The organism is Gordonia amicalis NBRC 100051 = JCM 11271 (assembly GCF_000332995.1).
GTDB classification, from domain to species: domain Bacteria; phylum Actinomycetota; class Actinomycetes; order Mycobacteriales; family Mycobacteriaceae; genus Gordonia; species Gordonia amicalis.
Map to the genome: position 1 here is coordinate 54,456 of NZ_BANS01000024.1, position 15,616 is coordinate 70,071.

Annotated in this window: 15 protein-coding genes; 11 read left to right on the forward strand and 4 right to left on the reverse strand. The window is 68.0% G+C overall.

The genetic code is table 11. The features are described from left to right. Positions 1–17 precede the first annotated feature (17 nt). From GOAMI_RS12345 to GOAMI_RS12365, 5 genes are all read left to right on the forward strand, one after another. Positions 18–836, forward strand: a complete 819-nt coding sequence (locus tag GOAMI_RS12345; protein ID WP_006436853.1) for a LytR/AlgR family response regulator transcription factor — start codon at positions 18–20, stop codon at positions 834–836. Further along, positions 829–1,218, forward strand: coding sequence for a DUF485 domain-containing protein (locus GOAMI_RS12350; RefSeq protein ID WP_006436854.1), 390 nt, complete (start codon positions 829–831; stop codon positions 1,216–1,218). Before GOAMI_RS12345 ends, GOAMI_RS12350 begins: the two co-directional genes overlap by 8 nt. Then, positions 1,215–3,002, forward strand: coding sequence for a sodium/solute symporter (locus tag GOAMI_RS12355; protein ID WP_006436855.1), 1,788 nt, complete (start codon positions 1,215–1,217; stop codon positions 3,000–3,002). Before GOAMI_RS12350 ends, GOAMI_RS12355 begins: the two co-directional genes overlap by 4 nt. Positions 3,003–3,173: 171 nt before the next feature. Beyond that, entirely contained in the window at positions 3,174–3,533 is a 360-nt protein-coding gene (locus tag GOAMI_RS12360) for a DUF485 domain-containing protein (protein ID WP_006436856.1), read from the forward strand. Beyond that, positions 3,530–5,173, forward strand: coding sequence for a monocarboxylic acid transporter (locus GOAMI_RS12365; protein ID WP_006436857.1), 1,644 nt, complete (start codon positions 3,530–3,532; stop codon positions 5,171–5,173). Before GOAMI_RS12360 ends, GOAMI_RS12365 begins: the two co-directional genes overlap by 4 nt. A 102-nt stretch (positions 5,174–5,275) precedes the next feature. On the opposite strand, the gene GOAMI_RS12370 is transcribed toward GOAMI_RS12365, so the two are convergent. Both GOAMI_RS12370 and GOAMI_RS12375 read right to left on the reverse strand, forming a co-directional pair. After that, positions 5,276–6,688 carry an amidase gene (locus GOAMI_RS12370; protein WP_006436858.1) on the reverse strand — a complete coding sequence of 471 codons (1,413 nt, stop codon included), beginning with the start codon at positions 6,686–6,688 and terminating at the stop codon, positions 5,276–5,278. Continuing rightward, on the reverse strand, positions 6,685–7,326 hold the full coding sequence (locus tag GOAMI_RS12375) for a TetR/AcrR family transcriptional regulator (RefSeq protein WP_040004802.1): 642 nt from the start codon (positions 7,324–7,326) through the stop codon (positions 6,685–6,687). Before GOAMI_RS12375 ends, GOAMI_RS12370 begins: the two co-directional genes overlap by 4 nt. Positions 7,327–7,416: 90 nt before the next feature. Between GOAMI_RS12375 and GOAMI_RS12380 the strand changes: the two genes are divergently transcribed. Next, on the forward strand, positions 7,417–8,670 hold the full coding sequence (locus GOAMI_RS12380; RefSeq protein ID WP_006436860.1) for an MFS transporter: 1,254 nt from the start codon (positions 7,417–7,419) through the stop codon (positions 8,668–8,670). Between the two features lie 17 nt (positions 8,671–8,687). On the opposite strand, the gene GOAMI_RS12385 is transcribed toward GOAMI_RS12380, so the two are convergent. Next, positions 8,688–9,302 (reverse strand): TetR/AcrR family transcriptional regulator, encoded by a 615-nt coding sequence (locus GOAMI_RS12385; RefSeq protein WP_006436861.1) that lies wholly within the window; start codon positions 9,300–9,302, stop codon positions 8,688–8,690. A gap of 196 nt (positions 9,303–9,498) precedes the next feature. Here GOAMI_RS12385 and GOAMI_RS12390 point away from each other — a divergent pair, with 196 nt between their 5' ends. From GOAMI_RS12390 to GOAMI_RS12405, 4 genes are all read left to right on the forward strand, one after another. After that, on the forward strand, positions 9,499–10,692 hold the full coding sequence (locus GOAMI_RS12390) for an acyl-CoA dehydrogenase family protein (protein WP_006436862.1): 1,194 nt from the start codon (positions 9,499–9,501) through the stop codon (positions 10,690–10,692). 49 nt (positions 10,693–10,741) lie between these two features. After that, entirely contained in the window at positions 10,742–11,854 is a 1,113-nt protein-coding gene (locus GOAMI_RS12395; RefSeq protein WP_006436863.1) for an acyl-CoA dehydrogenase family protein, read from the forward strand. Positions 11,855–12,398: 544 nt separating this feature from the next. After that, positions 12,399–12,827, forward strand: a complete 429-nt coding sequence (locus GOAMI_RS12400) for a DUF350 domain-containing protein (RefSeq protein ID WP_006436864.1) — start codon at positions 12,399–12,401, stop codon at positions 12,825–12,827. Between the two features lie 86 nt (positions 12,828–12,913). Continuing rightward, a complete protein-coding gene (locus GOAMI_RS12405) occupies positions 12,914–13,384 on the forward strand; it encodes an SRPBCC family protein (RefSeq protein ID WP_006436865.1) in 471 nt (156 codons plus the stop codon). A gap of 6 nt (positions 13,385–13,390) precedes the next feature. On the opposite strand, the gene GOAMI_RS12410 is transcribed toward GOAMI_RS12405, so the two are convergent. Then, positions 13,391–14,191, reverse strand: a complete 801-nt coding sequence (locus GOAMI_RS12410) for an HAD-IIA family hydrolase (protein WP_006436867.1) — start codon at positions 14,189–14,191, stop codon at positions 13,391–13,393. 100 nt (positions 14,192–14,291) lie between these two features. Between GOAMI_RS12410 and moeA the strand changes: the two genes are divergently transcribed. Continuing rightward, the gene (gene moeA / locus GOAMI_RS12415) at positions 14,292–15,551 is read left to right on the forward strand and encodes a molybdopterin molybdotransferase MoeA (RefSeq protein ID WP_006436875.1); all 1,260 of its coding nucleotides are present in this window, start codon (positions 14,292–14,294) and stop codon (positions 15,549–15,551) included. Positions 15,552–15,616: the final 65 nt, after the last annotated feature.

Below are 15,616 nucleotides of genomic sequence, written 5' to 3' on the forward strand. Positions count from 1 at the left end.
CGGTCGGGAGGTGATGGATGTCCGGGCTGGTGGTGCTCGCCGTCGACGACGAATCCCCGGCTCTCGACGAACTCCGTTACCTCCTGGACCGGCAGGATGATGTCGCCGAGGTCCACACCGCGACGGATGCGACCGGCGCGCTCCGCGAACTCAACTCCCGCCGGGTCGACGCGATCTTCCTCGACATCAACATGCCGGGACTGTCGGGACTCGAACTCGCCGGCGTCCTCGCCAAGTACGCCCAGCCCCCGGTGATCGTGTTCGTCACCGCTCACGAGGACAAGGCGGTCGACGCCTTCGAGGTCGGCGCCATCGACTATCTGCTGAAACCGCTCCGCGAGGAACGACTCGCCCAGGCGATCGCACGCGTCCGCGCCGGCCTCGACGCCCGTACGCAGCCCGCCGAGACGACTCCCACCCCCGCCACCCAGGGTGAGCCGCGCACCGGCTCCGACGACGTGATCCCGGTCGAGATGAGTGGGGTGACCTCGCTGGTCCGGCGTGATTCGATCTCCTGGGTCGAGGCGGTCGGCGATTACGCCCGGCTCCACGCCGAGTCCGGCGCCCACCTGGTCCGAATCCCGCTGTCGACCCTCGAATCACGCTGGCAGGACAAGGGATTCGCACGTGTCCACCGTTCCTACCTGGTGGCCTTGCCCATGGTCACCGGACTGCGGAGCAGCGGCAGCGGCACACTCGTCAGCATCCGCGCGAACGGGGCATCGGAGGCGGTGGAACTGCCGGTCAGTCGTCGTCAAGTCCGCGACCTGAAGGACCGGCTCATCCGAGACCCGTTGCGCCAGTACCGCTCCCCCACCGGTCGCGGCGATGTCTGAGAACCCTCCGCAGCGTGAACGGGTGGTCCTCGCGTCGCGGCGCGGCGCCCGGATGGTCCGCACCCGCGTGGAGGTCCAGGAGCAGACCGAGGTCGGCGACGCGCTGGTGCGCGGGCTGATGCGGGCTCAGCTCGGGCTGGCGTTGCGCCTCGGCGGGAGCCTCCTCGTCGTCGTGGTGGCGATCCCCCTCCTCGCCGTACTGTTCCCGAGCTTGGCCGAGACGACGATCTTCGGTATCCGGATCACCTGGATCGTGCTCGGACTCCTCGCCTATCCCGTGCTGTACCTGACCGGACTCCTGTACGTGCGACTGGCCGAACACGCCGAACGCGACTTCATGAACCTCGTCGACGACGACCCCGGCGATCCGGGCGGGCCGTGACCGGCGTCGACGTGCTGACCGCGGTGGGACTGTTCGCCGCGGCGATCGCGACTATCGCGGTCGGGGCGTGGGGCGGCCGGCTCTCCCGGACCACCTCGGATTTCCTGGTGGCCTCACGCACCGTCGGCCCACGCTGGAACGCCGCTGCCGTATCGGGTGAATACCTCTCGGCGGCATCGTTTCTCGGTGTGGCCGGTCTCGTCGCGAAGTACGGGGCCGACGCGCTGTGGTACCCCGTGGGTTTCACCGCCGGATACCTCGGACTTTTGCTGTTCGTCGCTGCACCGTTGCGTCGTTCCGGCGCCTACACCGTGCCCGACTTCGCCGAGTTCCGGCTCTCCTCCACCACCGTGCGCAAGACCGCGATGGTGGTCGTGGTCGTCGTCTGCGTGCTGTACCTCATCCCCCAGTTCCAGGGCGCGGGACTCACTCTCAACATCCTGCTCGGCGCGCCGGTGTGGACCGGCGCGGTCGGCGTCGGGCTCATCGTGATCGTGAACGTCGTCGGTGGCGGGATGCGATCGATCACCTTCGTGCAGGCATTCCAGTACTGGCTCAAGCTGACCGCGATCGCGATCCCCGCCCTGGTGCTCATCGGGGTATTCGCCAATGATCCGGCACGCGTGGGTGAGCCCGCGCCACCCCGGGTCACGACCGCCACCACCGTCGACGTCACGACCGACGTGTCGGTCACCGTCGCCGAGACCAAAGGCGTGCGCGTCACCGGCACACTCGACGGCGCTCCCGTGGTCGACGCGCCGATCCCGGCCCCGGGCGGTCACGTCATCTCCGCCGGCTCGGTGATCGAACTCGATGCCGGGGCGGCCACCCCGGTGGTCGCGGGCGCCCCGGTGCACGGCGACGATTGGGTCACCCCCGGCGGTGGTTTCGGCGACCGCCATCCACTGTTCCAGGTGCTGTCTCTGATCCTCGCGACCTTCCTCGGCGTGATGGGTCTGCCGCACGTGCTGGTGCGCTTCTACACCAACCCGGACGGCCGCACGGCCCGCCGAACGGCGCTCGCGGCGATCGCCCTGCTGTCGCTGTTCTATCTGTTCCCCGTCCTGCTCGGGGTGTTCGCGCGCCTCTATGTACCCGAACTGCTGATCACCGGCACCTCCGACGCCGCGGTCCTGCTCCTTCCGAGCGCGGCGGTCGGCGGTCTGGCCGGACAGATCCTCGCGGCCCTGGTGGCAGCCGGCGCCATCGCAGCCTTCCTCGCCACGTCGTCGGGCCTGTTGGTGTCCGTGGCCGGCGCGCTGGCGACTGACGTCCTCCGCGGACGCGTCCGCGACTTCCGCATCGCAGCGGTCATCGGCGGGGCGATCCCGATCGCCCTCTCGCTGGCGGCGGGATCCCTCGAACTGTCCCGGACCGTCGGGCTGGTGTTCGCGGTCGCGGCGTCGACGCTGTGTCCGTTGCTCGTGCTGGGGATCTGGTGGCGAGGTCTCACCGCAACCGGTGCGATCGCCGGTCTGGTCGTCGGCGGGTTGTCGTCGGGTTCGGCGGCGTCGCTCGCCATCGCCGGGGTGATCGACGACGACGTCCTCGGCGGATGGGCGGCCGCGCTGGCCGGTTATCCGGGCGCGGTCACCGTGCCGCTCGCTTTCGGCACGATGGTGCTGGTCAGCCTCGCCACCCGACGACGGCTGCCCGGCGACCTCGCCCGGACGTTCGCACGCATGCACGTTCCCGAACGCGTCGGGATGGGCGTGGACCGTCTACCCGGTCGGACCGTCGACACGCCTCCCGCCGATCGGCAGACGGACCGACGCGACGTCTGACCGTTCACCGTTCGTCGGATCCGATCGACCGTCCGTCGCACAGACGACGACCTTCGGCGTGTGACCCACGACACCCGATTGCGGTGTGATCTGGGCCTCAATCAGGCTGTTCCCCGAAGAGCCATCACCGTGGGGCTCCACCACCGTGGCCCCATCACCTTGGAGGACAGTGTGTCGAACATCGACCAACCAGCAGCGGCACCACCGCATGCGCCGACGGGCGAGCAGTTCATCGAGATGCAGAACAGCCCTCAGTTCCAGGAACTGAAGGCACGGCTGCGCAAGTTCATCTTCCCGATGACCGCGTTCTTCCTGATCTGGTACGCGGTCTACGTGCTCCTCGGCGCCTTCGCGCATGACTTCATGTCGATCCAGGTCTGGGGCAACATCAATGTCGGCCTGATCCTCGGCCTGCTGCAGTTCGTGACCACGTTCGTCATCACCGGCCTGTACGTGCGCTTCGCGAACCGCGAACTCGACCCGCGCGCCGAGGCCATCCGCAACGAGATGGAAGGCGGACCGTCGCTGTGAACACCTCCGTACACACCACCACGCTCGCCGCCACCGTCGGCAGTCCGGCCGCCAACATCGCGATCTTCGCCGCGTTCGTGGCGATCACGATGTACATCGTCATCCGGGCGAGCAAGAACAACAACTCCGCCGCGGACTTCTTCACCGGCGGCCGTGGCTTCTCCGGACCGCAGAACGGGATCGCCATCGCCGGCGACTACCTGTCGGCCGCCAGCTTCCTTGGTATCGCCGGTGCCATCGCGGTCTACGGCTACGACGGCTTCCTCTACTCCATCGGCTTCCTCGTCGCCTGGCTGGTGGCTCTGCTGCTCGTCGCCGAATTGCTGCGCAACACCGGCAAGTTCACCATGGCCGACGTCCTCAGTTTCCGCCTGAAGCAGCGGCCGGTCCGTCTCGCGGCGGCCATCTCGACCTTGGCGGTCTCGCTGTTCTACCTGCTCGCCCAGATGGCCGGTGCCGGTGGCCTCGTCGCCCTGCTCCTCGACATCGAGGGCCGCGTGGGCCAGTCGATCGTGATCGCCGTGGTCGGGGCGCTGATGATCGTCTACGTCCTCATCGGCGGCATGAAGGGCACCACCTGGGTGCAGATCATCAAGGCGGTACTGCTCATCAGCGGTGCGGCGATCATGACCTTCATCGTCCTCGCCAAATTCGGCATGAACCTGTCCTCGATCCTCGGCTCGGCCCAGGACGCCATCTCCGGCTCGGCGAGCGAAAAGGTGGCCGCCCGTGACGTTCTCGCGCCCGGCGCCCAGTACGGCGGTTCGCTGGAATCGAAGATCAACTTCCTGTCGCTGGCCATCGCGCTGGTCCTCGGCACCGCGGGCCTGCCGCACGTGCTGATGCGTTTCTACACCGTGCCGACCGCGAAAGAGGCTCGTAAGTCGGTGGTCTGGGCGATCGCGCTCATCGGCGCCTTCTACCTGTTCACCTTGGTCCTGGGTTACGGCGCAGCCGCTCTGGTCGGTCCGGACAAGATCCTCGCCGCCGCCGGCGGACAGAATGCGGCGGCACCGCTGCTGGCGTTCGAGATCGGCGGCGTGGTGCTGCTCGGCATCATCTCGGCGGTCGCCTTCGCCACGATCCTCGCCGTCGTCGCCGGTCTGGCGATCACCGCGTCGGCGTCCTTCGCCCACGACATCTACGCGTCGGTCATCAAGCGCAACAGGGTGAGTGAGGACGACCAGGTCCGCGTCTCGCGCTACACCGTCGTCGTGCTCGGCATCCTCGGCATCGTCCTGGGCATCCTGGCCAACGGTCAGAACATCGCCTTCCTCGTGGCACTGGCCTTCGCCATCGCCGCGGCGGCGAACCTGCCGACGATCGTGTACTCGCTCTACTGGAAGCGGTTCAACACCCGCGGCGCCCTGTGGAGCATGTACGGCGGCCTGATCTCCACGATCGTGCTGATCGTCTTCTCGCCGGCCGTCTCCGGTTCGTCGACCGCGATGATCCCCGGCGCCGACTTCGCCTGGTTCCCGCTGGCCAACCCCGGCATCGTCTCGATCCCGCTCGCCTTCGTCCTCGGCATCATCGGCACGCTGACCAGCCCGGCGGACACCGGCACCCCCGAGCGCAATGCGGAGATGGAGGTTCGCTCGCTCACCGGCATCGGCGCGGAGAAGGCAGTGCAGCACTAGCCTTTCCGGCAGACCCACCCCTTTTCGGCAGAATCACCACCCTTCCAGGTGGTGATTTTGCCGATTAGGGGTGGGTTTGTCAGCGGAGGGCGATACCGACGCTCAGGCGTCCTGAATCCGCGCGAACGGGCGGGCCGCCTCGAGCTCGAACGCCAACTCCAACAGCGTGCGCTCATCGCCGAGGTCGGCCGAGAACTGGATTCCGACCGGCAGCCCCGACGTCGACTGCCCCAGCGGCAGACTGATGGCCGGGGTTCCCGACGTGTTGTTGGCGGGCGTGAACGCGACGTACCGGGTCAGACGATCCATCGCCTCGGCGAAATCGACACCCGGGTCGAGGTATCCGATCTCCGGAGGTAGGTGCGCGAGAGTCGGCGACAAGATCACGTCGAACTGGTCGTGCAGCGAGCGGAAAGCGGCCGTGGAGCGACGGAGTCCGCGGATCGACGACGGCATGCGATAGAAGTGGCGCAGCGCGTTCCGCGACAGGCCGCGCGTGAACGTGTCCAGCTTCTTGCGGTCGAACCCCTTGTCGTGCAGTCGCTTACCGGTACGGTCCAGCGCGAACGCCAACAGCGACCAGTAGTCGATGAACTGCCGGATGTAGGCGCGATCGACGGGCAACGGCACCATTTCCGTTCGGTGACCGAGGGATTCGACGAGCTCGGCGACATCGGTGACGCACCGTTGGGTGTCGCGATCGAGCAGCTGGCCGGTGATCGGTTCGGTGATCAGTGCGATCCGCAGACGCTTGGTACCGGGTCCCTCGACGAGACCCACCGGCGGCAGGCCGGGCGCGGGACGGAAACCCTGGGAGTCGTCGAGGAAGCGGGCGGTGTCGCGCACCGAACGGCTCACGATCCCGTTGCACACGAGATCGATCGGGGCGTCCTCGGCCTGTTTCGCCGGCGCGGTGCGACCCCGAGTCGGTTTGAGACCGACCAGACCGCATGCGGCAGCGGGGATTCGGATCGAACCGCCACCGTCGTTGGCATGCGCGATCGGCAGGGCACCCGCGGCCACGAGCGCAGCGGACCCACCCGACGAGCCGCCGGCGGAGTGGTCGGTGTCCCACGGATTGCGCGTCGGCTCGCGGTCGACATACTCCGTCGTGGCGGTCAGCCCGAAGGCCGGCATGTTCGACGCGCCGACGAAGTTGACGCCCGTCGCCAGGAACTGGTTGGTGAAGGCCTCGTTCGCCACGGCCGGGTTCGGAGCGACCGCCGCCGACCCATGACACGTGGGGAGACCCGCGAAGTCGGTGTTGTTCTTGATGATCGACGGCACGCCGCCGAACGACCCGAGCGGGAAGTCGTTGTCGACGGCACGCTTCCGGGCCCGTTCGCGGTCGTCGAAGGCGATCGCGTTCAGCTGCGGATTGACCGCGTCGATCCTGGCGAGGGCCGCTTCGACCGCCTCGGCTGCCGAGATCTCCCGGGAGGCGATTGCCGCGGCGATGCCGACCGCGTCCAGATCACCGAGCGCGTCGTCTCGGAACGCGTGAACCTTCTTCATGCCCGGACCCTATCGCCCGGAAGCGGGTCTCCGGGGCGGCTGGAGAACATCGAGACGACATCGTCGATCAACTCGGCGACATACGCATCGTCGACGGCCAGGCCGAACACCGCGTGGTGGTAGAGCGGCGCGATCACGTGGTCGAGCAGCTGCCGCACCGATGGCGCCGACTCGCCACGCGCGCGGGCCCGCGCGATCATCTCCTCCGCCTGCTCACGGCGGATCTCCCAGCACGGGCACACCTCGACGACGTCGTCGCGGGCCGCGACCATCGCCCGCAGGTACGCCCGGCGCTTGGGTCGGCCGATGTCGGCGGCTATGACGCGCGCCCACTCCGCGACGTCCTCGCGCAGCACCCCGGTGTCGGGAAGCGGTTCGCCCTGCGTCAGGGCGGCGACCGCCACCTCACCCAGGAGCACGTCGATCGACCCCCACCTGCGGTAGATGCTGGTCGGGTTGACCCCGGCGAGGTCGGCGACCTCGGGAATGGTCATCGTGTCGCGTTGTCCGGCGCCGACGAGCTGGCCGACCGCGGCATAGACCGCCGACTGCACCCGCGCACTCCGGCCACCGGGCCGCCTCGCGCGCGGCGCCGCATCCGCGGAGTCCGACTGCGACGTTGCGCTTCCCATAGCCATGCGACCATTATTGCAAATCGAATTGCTTTTGGAAGCGATCCCTGCCTATCGTCGTGCTTAATGCAACTGCGTTTGCGTTAAGGAGACGAGATGGCACCGCTACATCCTCACCGCGCGTTCTGGCTGATCGCGGCCACCTACGTGATGGTCCTCTTCGCCTCCGCCGCGCCGTCGCCGCTCTACCCGATCTACCAGGAGCTCTGGGGGTTCTCGTCGCTGACGCTGACCCTGGTCTTCGCGGTGTACGTGGTCACGATGCTGATGAGCCTGCTGACGGTCGGATCGCTGTCGGATCACATCGGCCGACGCCCGGTGCTCGCCGTCGCGCTCGTCTTGCTGATCGCCAGCATGGTGCTGTTCGTCGCGGCCCAGGACGTGGGCACGCTTCTCGCCGCCCGCGCACTCCAGGGCCTGGCCACCGGCGCGGCGATGGGCACCCTCACCGCGACCACCGTCGACCTCCAGCCCACCGCTCGCCTCGGCTCGACGATCATCGGCGCCGCACCGGCGTTCGGGCTCGCCGCCGGCGTCGGTGTCGCCGGCCTGCTCGTCGAGTACGCGCCCGCGCCGCGAATCCTGGTCTACGAGATCATTCTCGGCTTCTTCGCGATGCTTCTCGCCGCTCTGCTCATCATCCCCGAGACGCGCGAGCGCGAGGGATTCCGCTCACGCCGCCACCTCGCGGTCACCCTCGCCCCCCAGGTTCGCGTGCCCCGTGAGGTACGTCCCGTGTTCTTCGCCGCGGTGCCCACCCTGGTGGCCACCTGGTCCCTCGGCGGGCTGTACCTGTCGCTCGGATCATCCGTTGTCGCACGGGTCTTCGGCGTCACCAACCACGGTGCGGCCGGACTCATCCTCTTCACGTTCTTCGCCAGCGCGACCATCACGTCCCTGGTCATCACGGGACGGCCGTCGACGGTCAAGCAGGCCGTCGGCTACCCGACCCTCGCCGCGGGCGTGCTGATCTCGCTGTCCGGCGTGCTGACCGAGGCCCTGCCGCTCTACATCCTCGGTTCTATCGTGGCCGGTTCCGGATGGGCGGCGACCTTCCTCAGCGCGATGGACAACATCACCGCCGCGACACCGCCCGCCCAGCGCGGGCAGGTCTTCTCGTCGGTGTTCGTCGCGAGCTACCTCGCGTTCAGCGTGCCGGCGGTGATCGCGGGGGTTGTCCTGTCCCACATCGGTCTTCGCGCGACGATCATCGGCTACGTCCTGGTGGTCGCACTGTTCGGCGCGGTACTCGCCCTCCTCATGCGTCGTGCCGCCACGAGAGCCGACCGCGCCATCGCCACGATCGGCGACACCGGCCCACGACAACCGGTGGCGGCCGGCGAACCCTGACCGACGGGCTGGTACAGCTAGTCCCGGTCCCGCAGACCCACCATCCGGGTGGCCAGCCGCGCGTAGAACTTCCCCATCTCCTCGGGCGGGAGCGAGTTCTCGGCGCGATACCACCGCGCGACGTCGATACCCATCGACAGCATGGCGTTGGTGGTGGCCTGCGAATCGGCAGCATCGAAGTCGCCGTTCTCGATACCCGCATCGACGATCGCCCGCACCCGGCGGGTGATCTCCCGTCGCAGCTCCATGACCGTCTCGAGGTGATCGGGCGCGAGCGAGGCCAGTTCGTAGTTCACGACGCGAGCGCGGACGTGCTCGCGCGCATGATGCTCGGTGAACGCACCGATGACCGTCGCCAGCCGGTCACCCGGCGACGACGCCGGATCATCGACCTCGTCGATCATGTCGAGGATGCTTCGATGCCCGGCGTCGGAGAGCTCGAAGAGGAGCTCCTCCTTGGAGCGGAAGTGCACGTAGACGGCGGCCGAACTCATCTGCGCCCCGTTGGCGATATCCCGGGTCGTCGTGGCGTTGAAGCCCTTCGCCGCGAACGCCTCGACGGCGGCGAGCAGGAGTCGTTGCCGGGCCGCGACCGGTTGCACCCGGGTCGTCGGTTCGGTCGACGAGACCATGTACGCCTCCTCGAATTAGCTCGGCGACCATGCGCCAACCTTGCCGATTGACACCGTCCACGCGGCGCGGCATAGTGCAACATATCACTAAGCAAGCGCTTAGTCAGCGGCGGTCTTCCCGGTCTTTCCAGGTAGGCGGTCCGCGACCGGTGTCGCCGAACACCCGGCAACCCCCGACAGGAGTAGAGAAGAACCCATGCACCTGAAGTTCAGTCCGGAGGAAGAGGCGTTCCGCGAGGAACTGCGCGGCATCTTCGCGAAGGTCCCCGAGGACATCCGCAAGCGGAACGAAGAGGGCAACCTCAACTACCCCGACGACATCGTCACCGCCTCGCGCGTCCTCAACGAGCACGGCGTGCTGACTCCGAGCTGGCCGATCGAGTGGGGCGGCAAGGACTGGACGCCGATCCAGCACCACATCTACCGCGAGGAGATGAGCCTGGCGTTCGTCCCCGACCCGCTGCCGTTCAACGTCAGCATGATCGGTCCGGTCATCGCGCAGTTCGGGTCGCAGGAGATGAAGGAGAAGTTCCTCCCCCAGACCGCCAACCTCGACATCTGGTGGTGCCAGGGGTTCTCCGAACCCGAGGCCGGCTCCGACCTCGCCTCGCTGAAGACCCGCGCGGTCCTCGACGGCGACCACTACGTCATCAACGGTCAGAAGACCTGGACGACGCTCGGTCAGTACGCCGACTGGATCTTCCTGCTCGCCCGGACCAACCCGGATGTCAAGAAGCAGGCCGGCATCAGCATGTTCCTGATCCCGATGGACACCCCCGGCATCGAGCTGCGCCCCATCCAGCTCATCGACGGCAGCTATGAGGTCAACGAGGTCTTCTTCAACGACGTCCGCGTGCCCGTCGAGAACATGGTCGGCGAGGAGAACAGCGGCTGGACGCAGGCCAAGTTCCTGCTCGGCAACGAGCGCAACGGCATCGCCCGGGTCGGCTACACGAAGTCGAAGCTGGCGCGCGCCAAGGAACTGTCCAGGGAGGTCCGGACCGCCAACGGCACGCTGCTCGACGACCCGCTGTTCGCCACCCGCCTGGCCGAACTGGAGAACGAGCTGCTCGCCCTCGAGATCACCCAGCTCCGCGTCGCCGCGTCGTCGGCCGACGGCAAGCCGAACCCGGCGTCGTCGCTGCTGAAGCTCAAGGGAAGCCAGCTGCAGCAGGCCGCCATGGAACTCATCGCCGACATCGCCGGACCGGACTCGCTCCCGGTCGCCGGGGTCGACGTCGACGCCGCGAACGGCAGCGCAGCGGTCACCTCTCCCGAGTGGGCCCAGCTCGCCGCCCCGACCTACCTGAACTACCGCAAGGTCTCGATCTACGGCGGTTCCTCCGAGGTCCAGCGCCAGATCATCGACAAGGCGGTCCTCGGTCTCTGACCGCCGGCCCCGCTGACCTCACTTTCGACTTCACAGACCAAGGACGACAATGGATTTCGAGCTTTCCGAAGAACAGGGGATGTTGCGCGACACCGTGCGCGAGGTCCTCACCAAGACCTACGACGTGGAGACCCTCCGCAAGGTGACCGACACCGATCTCGGCTGGAGCGAGAAGGTGTGGAAGTCGCTCGCGGAGATCGGCATCCTGGGCCTGACCTTTCCCGAGTCCGAGGGCGGCATGGACGCCGGACCGGTCGAGTTCACCAGCGTGATGACCGAACTCGGTCGCGCCCTGGCACCCGAGCCCTACCTGGACTCGGTGCTCGTCCCGGGCTCGCTCCTCGAGGCCGCCGACGACGCGACCCGCGGCGAGCTGCGTCAGGGCCTCGCCTCCGGCGAACTGCTCATGGCCTTCGCCCACAACGAGCCCGGCGACCGCTGGCCAGTGGCCGCGGTGGCCACCACTGCCACCGCCGACGGCGTGCTCAACGGCACCAAATCCCTTGTCGGACACGGCGACGCAGCGCACAAGCTGATCGTCTCGGCGCGCGCCGGCGACGAGGTGGGCCTGTTCCTCATCGACGCCGACGCCGAGGGCGTCACCCGCACCCCCTACCGCACGCACGATCGTCGACGCGGCGCCGAGATCACCTTCAACGACGCGAAGGGAACGCGCCTCGGCAGCGGCGACGCGTCGGAGCTCATCGCCAACGCGGAGATCGGCATCCAGACCGCGCTGTGCGCCGAAGCCCTCGGCGCGATGGAACGCAGCCTCGAGCTGACCGTCGAATACCTCAAGTCGCGCAAGCAGTTCGGCGTTCCGCTGGCGACCTTCCAGGCGCTCACCCATCGCGCCGCGGACATGTACGTCCAGCTCGAACTCGCGCGCAGCCTGGTGCTGTACGCGACGACCGCACTCGCCGACGGCATCGCCGACGCGGCCATCGCCTCGCGGGTGAAGCTGCAGACCGTTCGCTCGGCACGCCTCATCGGCCAGGAGGCCATCCAGATGCACGGCGGCATCGGCATGACCGCCGAGTACCCGATCGCGCACTACGTGAGCCGCCTGACCGCGATCAGCCACACCCTCGGTGACGCGGACGCGCACGTCACCAAGCTGTCGAAGGACCTCGGTTCCTACGACATGCTCAGCGTCGGCTGACGCATCTCCTCGCTCCCTGAGGTGCGAGCTTGCGAGCCACGAAGGGCTGGTGACATTCTCACCAACCCTTCGTGGCTCGTCGCTTTCGCTCCTCACACCTCAGTACCCGCGGCCTGCTGGCCGTCGTGAGGACGAAAGAACTCGTGCTACCCACGGAAGTGTCGCGCTCTCCGCGGTTCTGGCGACGAATGCCCCACAGCGGGTCTCGCGATCGGAAATTCGCGTCCATCTGAGCTGCTTCGGAGGGCAATATGCCCTCGGAGGATGCTCACGGGGACATGTCCGTCAACGACTCGCCGCATCACGAAGTGCTTCGCGCCGCCGGCTCATCTGGCCACCGAGCCCGCGTCAGTGAGAAAGAAATGAGGTCGCACGCGACGTCACTTCGCCGCGTACCAGTCGCGGGTGCCCGGCGGATCGGTGGCGGGTTCTTCCGGATCAGGCAGCGGGTCGTCGTTCGGCAGGCGCTTTCGTGTCGGCGACCACTTACCCCCACCCACCGATACTGTTTCCTCAGCACACTCGGCGATGGAGAGGGACTCGGATGGAACTGCTGCGTGACAATCTGGCCGCCGGGGCGTCCTTCAGCCTCGTCGGGATCGCCTTGCTCGTCCTCGGATTCGTGGCGCTCGACCTGGTGACCCCCGGCCGTCTGCGGCAGCTGGTGTGGGTCGACCACAACCGCAACGCGGTCATCCTCACCACGTCGATGGTGATCGGACTGTCGATCGTGCTCGCCTGTTCGGTCGTCGACACCGAACTCCTCGCACTGTGGCGCGCGCTCCTCTACACCGCCGCCTACGTCGTCCTGACGATCGCCGTGATGATGTGGTCGTTCGTGCTCATCGACTGGCTGACCCCCGGCAAGCTGGGCACGCTGCTCCTCGAGAACGACGAGCACCCCGCCGGGTGGATCACCGCTGCCGTATTCGTCGGCATCGGCGCCGTCATCGGCATCACACTGCTGGTCTGAGCCCCTCCGTCGCACCGATCGCGCTTGTTGACGGTCCGCCAACAACGTATTGACGGTGCGCCTACAAGCCCATACTGTTGGCGACCATGACCGCATCACTCATCGAAGAGTCCATCGACATCGACGCCACTCCCGCACAGGTGTGGTCGGTGATCTCCGATCTCCAGCGTATGGGCGAGTGGAGCCCGCAGTGCAAGAAGATGATCATCCGCGGCGGCACCGTCGGGTTGGGGACGAAGACCATCAACATCAACCGCCGGGGACCGCTGGTGTGGCCGACCACCTCCAAGGTCGTGCGCTTCACGCCGAACCAGGAGATCGCGTTCCGCGTGGCCGAGAACCGCACCGTGTGGAGCTACACCATCACCCCGAACGGGTCGGGCGTCACCGTGACCGAACGTCGTGAGCTGAACGGCACCACCACCAAGGTGTCGTCGGTCCTCGTGGACAAGGTCATGGGCGGCACCGAGTCCTTCGAGGCCGAACTCAAGCTCGGCATGGCCGAGACCCTCGGCAAGATCAAGCGCGCCGCGGAGAGCAAGCTCGACCGCGTCTGAGGGCCATCAGGTTCGGCTGATCTTGTCGATCAGCTCGGGGAGGTCGGCCACCGAGTCGATGACGTGGTCCGGGTAGGGCCCGAACTCGTCACGCTGCAGCGCGTTCAGCGCCTCCTCGCGGAACTTGCCGGTGCGTACCAGCACACCGATCAGCGCCGACGCCTGCGCGCCCAGGACGTCGTTGTGCATGTCGTCCCCGACCATCACCACCTGGTTGGGCTCCAGCCCTAACATGTCGGTGGCGGCCCGGAACCCGAGTGGCGACGGTTTGCCGATCGCCTTGATCTTCTTGCCCGATGCCTTCTCGAGGCCCTCGAGGTACACGCCGGTGTCGATCGACAGCCCGTCGGCCGTCGACCACGTCATCGAACGGTGCATGGCGATGACCGGCACGCCGTCGAGCAGCATCTCGAGCACCTTCGACAGCGCGTGGTGGGTGAACACGGGCCCGGCCCCACCGAGAACCACGACCTCCGCGTCCGACGGGTCGTCGGTGAGTTCGACGCCGGTCATGTCCTCCGCGATCGGCCCCTGGTTGAGAACCCACACCCGCTTTCCCGGGAAGGTCGACGCCACATACTCGGAGGTCAGCTTCGCGGCGGTCAGGATCTCGCCGCCGTCGACGAAGAAACCGCAGTCGTTCAGCAGTTCCGCGATCTCGTTGCGCGAGCGCGAGGTGGTGTTGGTCAGGAACATCCGCGGGATCTTGCGGTCGGCGAGTCGGGAGACGGCCTCCACCGCGCCGGGCAGAGCCTTCCACGAGGTGACCATCACCCCGTCGATGTCGAGAAGCAGACCCAATGCCATGGGCACGAATGTAGTCCGCGGTCCCCGGCGACGCAGTGCAGGCATCCCGCGAATCGGGGACCGCGGCGAGACGCGACCGCCCACCTGGCATCCTGAGCGCATGCGTACCGTCGCAGAGCATCAGGCCGTCGTCGCGGCGCTGTTCGGCCCACCCGTCCCCGTCCGGCTGCCCGTCCCGGAGGCACTGGGCCGGGCAACGCTCGCCGACGTCGACGCACCACTGTCGCTGCCCGGCTTCGACAACTCCGCGATGGACGGATTCGCCGTCCTCGCCGCGGATCTCGCCTCCGCCGGCCCCGACTCCCCCGTCACACTGCCCGTCGCCGCGGACATCCCGGCCGGGCGCACCGACACCCTCACGCTCGCGCCCGGCACCGCGCACCGGATCATGACCGGCGCCCCGTTGCCGGCCGGCGCCGACGCGGTGGTGCCGGTGGAACTGACCGACGCGGTGATCGGCCCGGTCGCGGCCGCCGAGACGGTCACCTTCACGGCACCGGTCGAGTCCGGCAAACACATCCGGCGCGCGGGGTCCGACATCGGGCGGGGAGCACGGGCACTGCCCGCCGGCACCGTGATCGGCGCGCCGCAGGTCGGGCTGCTCGCCGCGCTCGGGATCGTCGAGGTCACCGTCGCGCGCCCGCTGCGCGTCGAGGTCCTGTCCACCGGTTCGGAACTCGTCGAACCCGGAAACCCGTTGCAGCACGGCCAGATCTACGAATCGAACGGGGCGATGCTCACCGCCGCGGCCATCGAGGCCGGCGCGCTCGGCCGGCATGTGCACTTCGTGCCGGACGACACCGGCGACTTCCTCGCGCGTCTCGACGAGGTCGCCGGCGAGGCCGACCTGATCATCACGTCCGGGGGTGTGAGTGCGGGCGCCTTCGAGGTCGTGAAGGACGCGCTGTCGGCCACCGGTTCCGTCGAGTTCGTCAAGGTCGCGATGCAACCGGGCATGCCGCAGGGGTGCGGTCACCACGTCGCGTCCGCCGGGTCCGACGGGACGGCCGGACCCACCGTGCCGATCATCACACTGCCGGGCAACCCGGTCAGCGCCCTGGTGTCCTTCGAGGTCTTCATCCGGCCCGCCCTCCGCACCGCGACGGGGTTGCCGCCGCACCGGCCTCGTGTGACCGCGCGCCTGGGCGCCGACATCCGCTCACCGCAGGGCAAGAGGCAATTCCTGCGCGGAGTCCTTCGGACGGACGAGGGCGGATCGGGCGTCGTCGTCGATCCGATCGGGCCGCCCGCGTCCCATCACCTGCGGTTCCTCGCCGAGGCCGATGCGCTCATCGACGTGCCCACCGAGACCGACGGCCTGGCCGCCGGATCTCCGGTCGACGTGCTCGTCCTGCGCTGAGCTCTAAGCTGGACCGGAGTCGCACCCACCGTGGTGCACGAGGTTTCATCGAGTCGCCCCACACC

Bases quoted from the DNA above. Each gene is read 5' to 3' on its own strand.
- GOAMI_RS12405 (WP_006436865.1), top strand. From the start codon at position 12,914: ATGACCGCATCACTCATCGAAGAGTCCATCGACATCGACGCCACTCCC.
- GOAMI_RS12390 (WP_006436862.1), top strand. From the start codon at position 9,499: ATGCACCTGAAGTTCAGTCCGGAGGAAGAGGCGTTCCGCGAGGAACTG.
- GOAMI_RS12380 (WP_006436860.1), top strand. From the start codon at position 7,417: ATGGCACCGCTACATCCTCACCGCGCGTTCTGGCTGATCGCGGCCACC.
- moeA (WP_006436875.1), top strand. From the start codon at position 14,292: ATGCGTACCGTCGCAGAGCATCAGGCCGTCGTCGCGGCGCTGTTCGGC.
- GOAMI_RS12370 (WP_006436858.1), bottom strand. From the start codon at position 6,688: ATGAAGAAGGTTCACGCGTTCCGAGACGACGCGCTCGGTGATCTGGAC.
- GOAMI_RS12410 (WP_006436867.1), bottom strand. From the start codon at position 14,191: ATGGCATTGGGTCTGCTTCTCGACATCGACGGGGTGATGGTCACCTCG.
- GOAMI_RS12385 (WP_006436861.1), bottom strand. From the start codon at position 9,302: ATGGTCTCGTCGACCGAACCGACGACCCGGGTGCAACCGGTCGCGGCC.
- GOAMI_RS12350 (WP_006436854.1), top strand. From the start codon at position 829: ATGTCTGAGAACCCTCCGCAGCGTGAACGGGTGGTCCTCGCGTCGCGG.
- GOAMI_RS12375 (WP_040004802.1), bottom strand. From the start codon at position 7,326: ATGGCTATGGGAAGCGCAACGTCGCAGTCGGACTCCGCGGATGCGGCG.
- GOAMI_RS12400 (WP_006436864.1), top strand. From the start codon at position 12,399: ATGGAACTGCTGCGTGACAATCTGGCCGCCGGGGCGTCCTTCAGCCTC.
- GOAMI_RS12345 (WP_006436853.1), top strand. From the start codon at position 18: ATGTCCGGGCTGGTGGTGCTCGCCGTCGACGACGAATCCCCGGCTCTC.
- GOAMI_RS12395 (WP_006436863.1), top strand. From the start codon at position 10,742: ATGGATTTCGAGCTTTCCGAAGAACAGGGGATGTTGCGCGACACCGTG.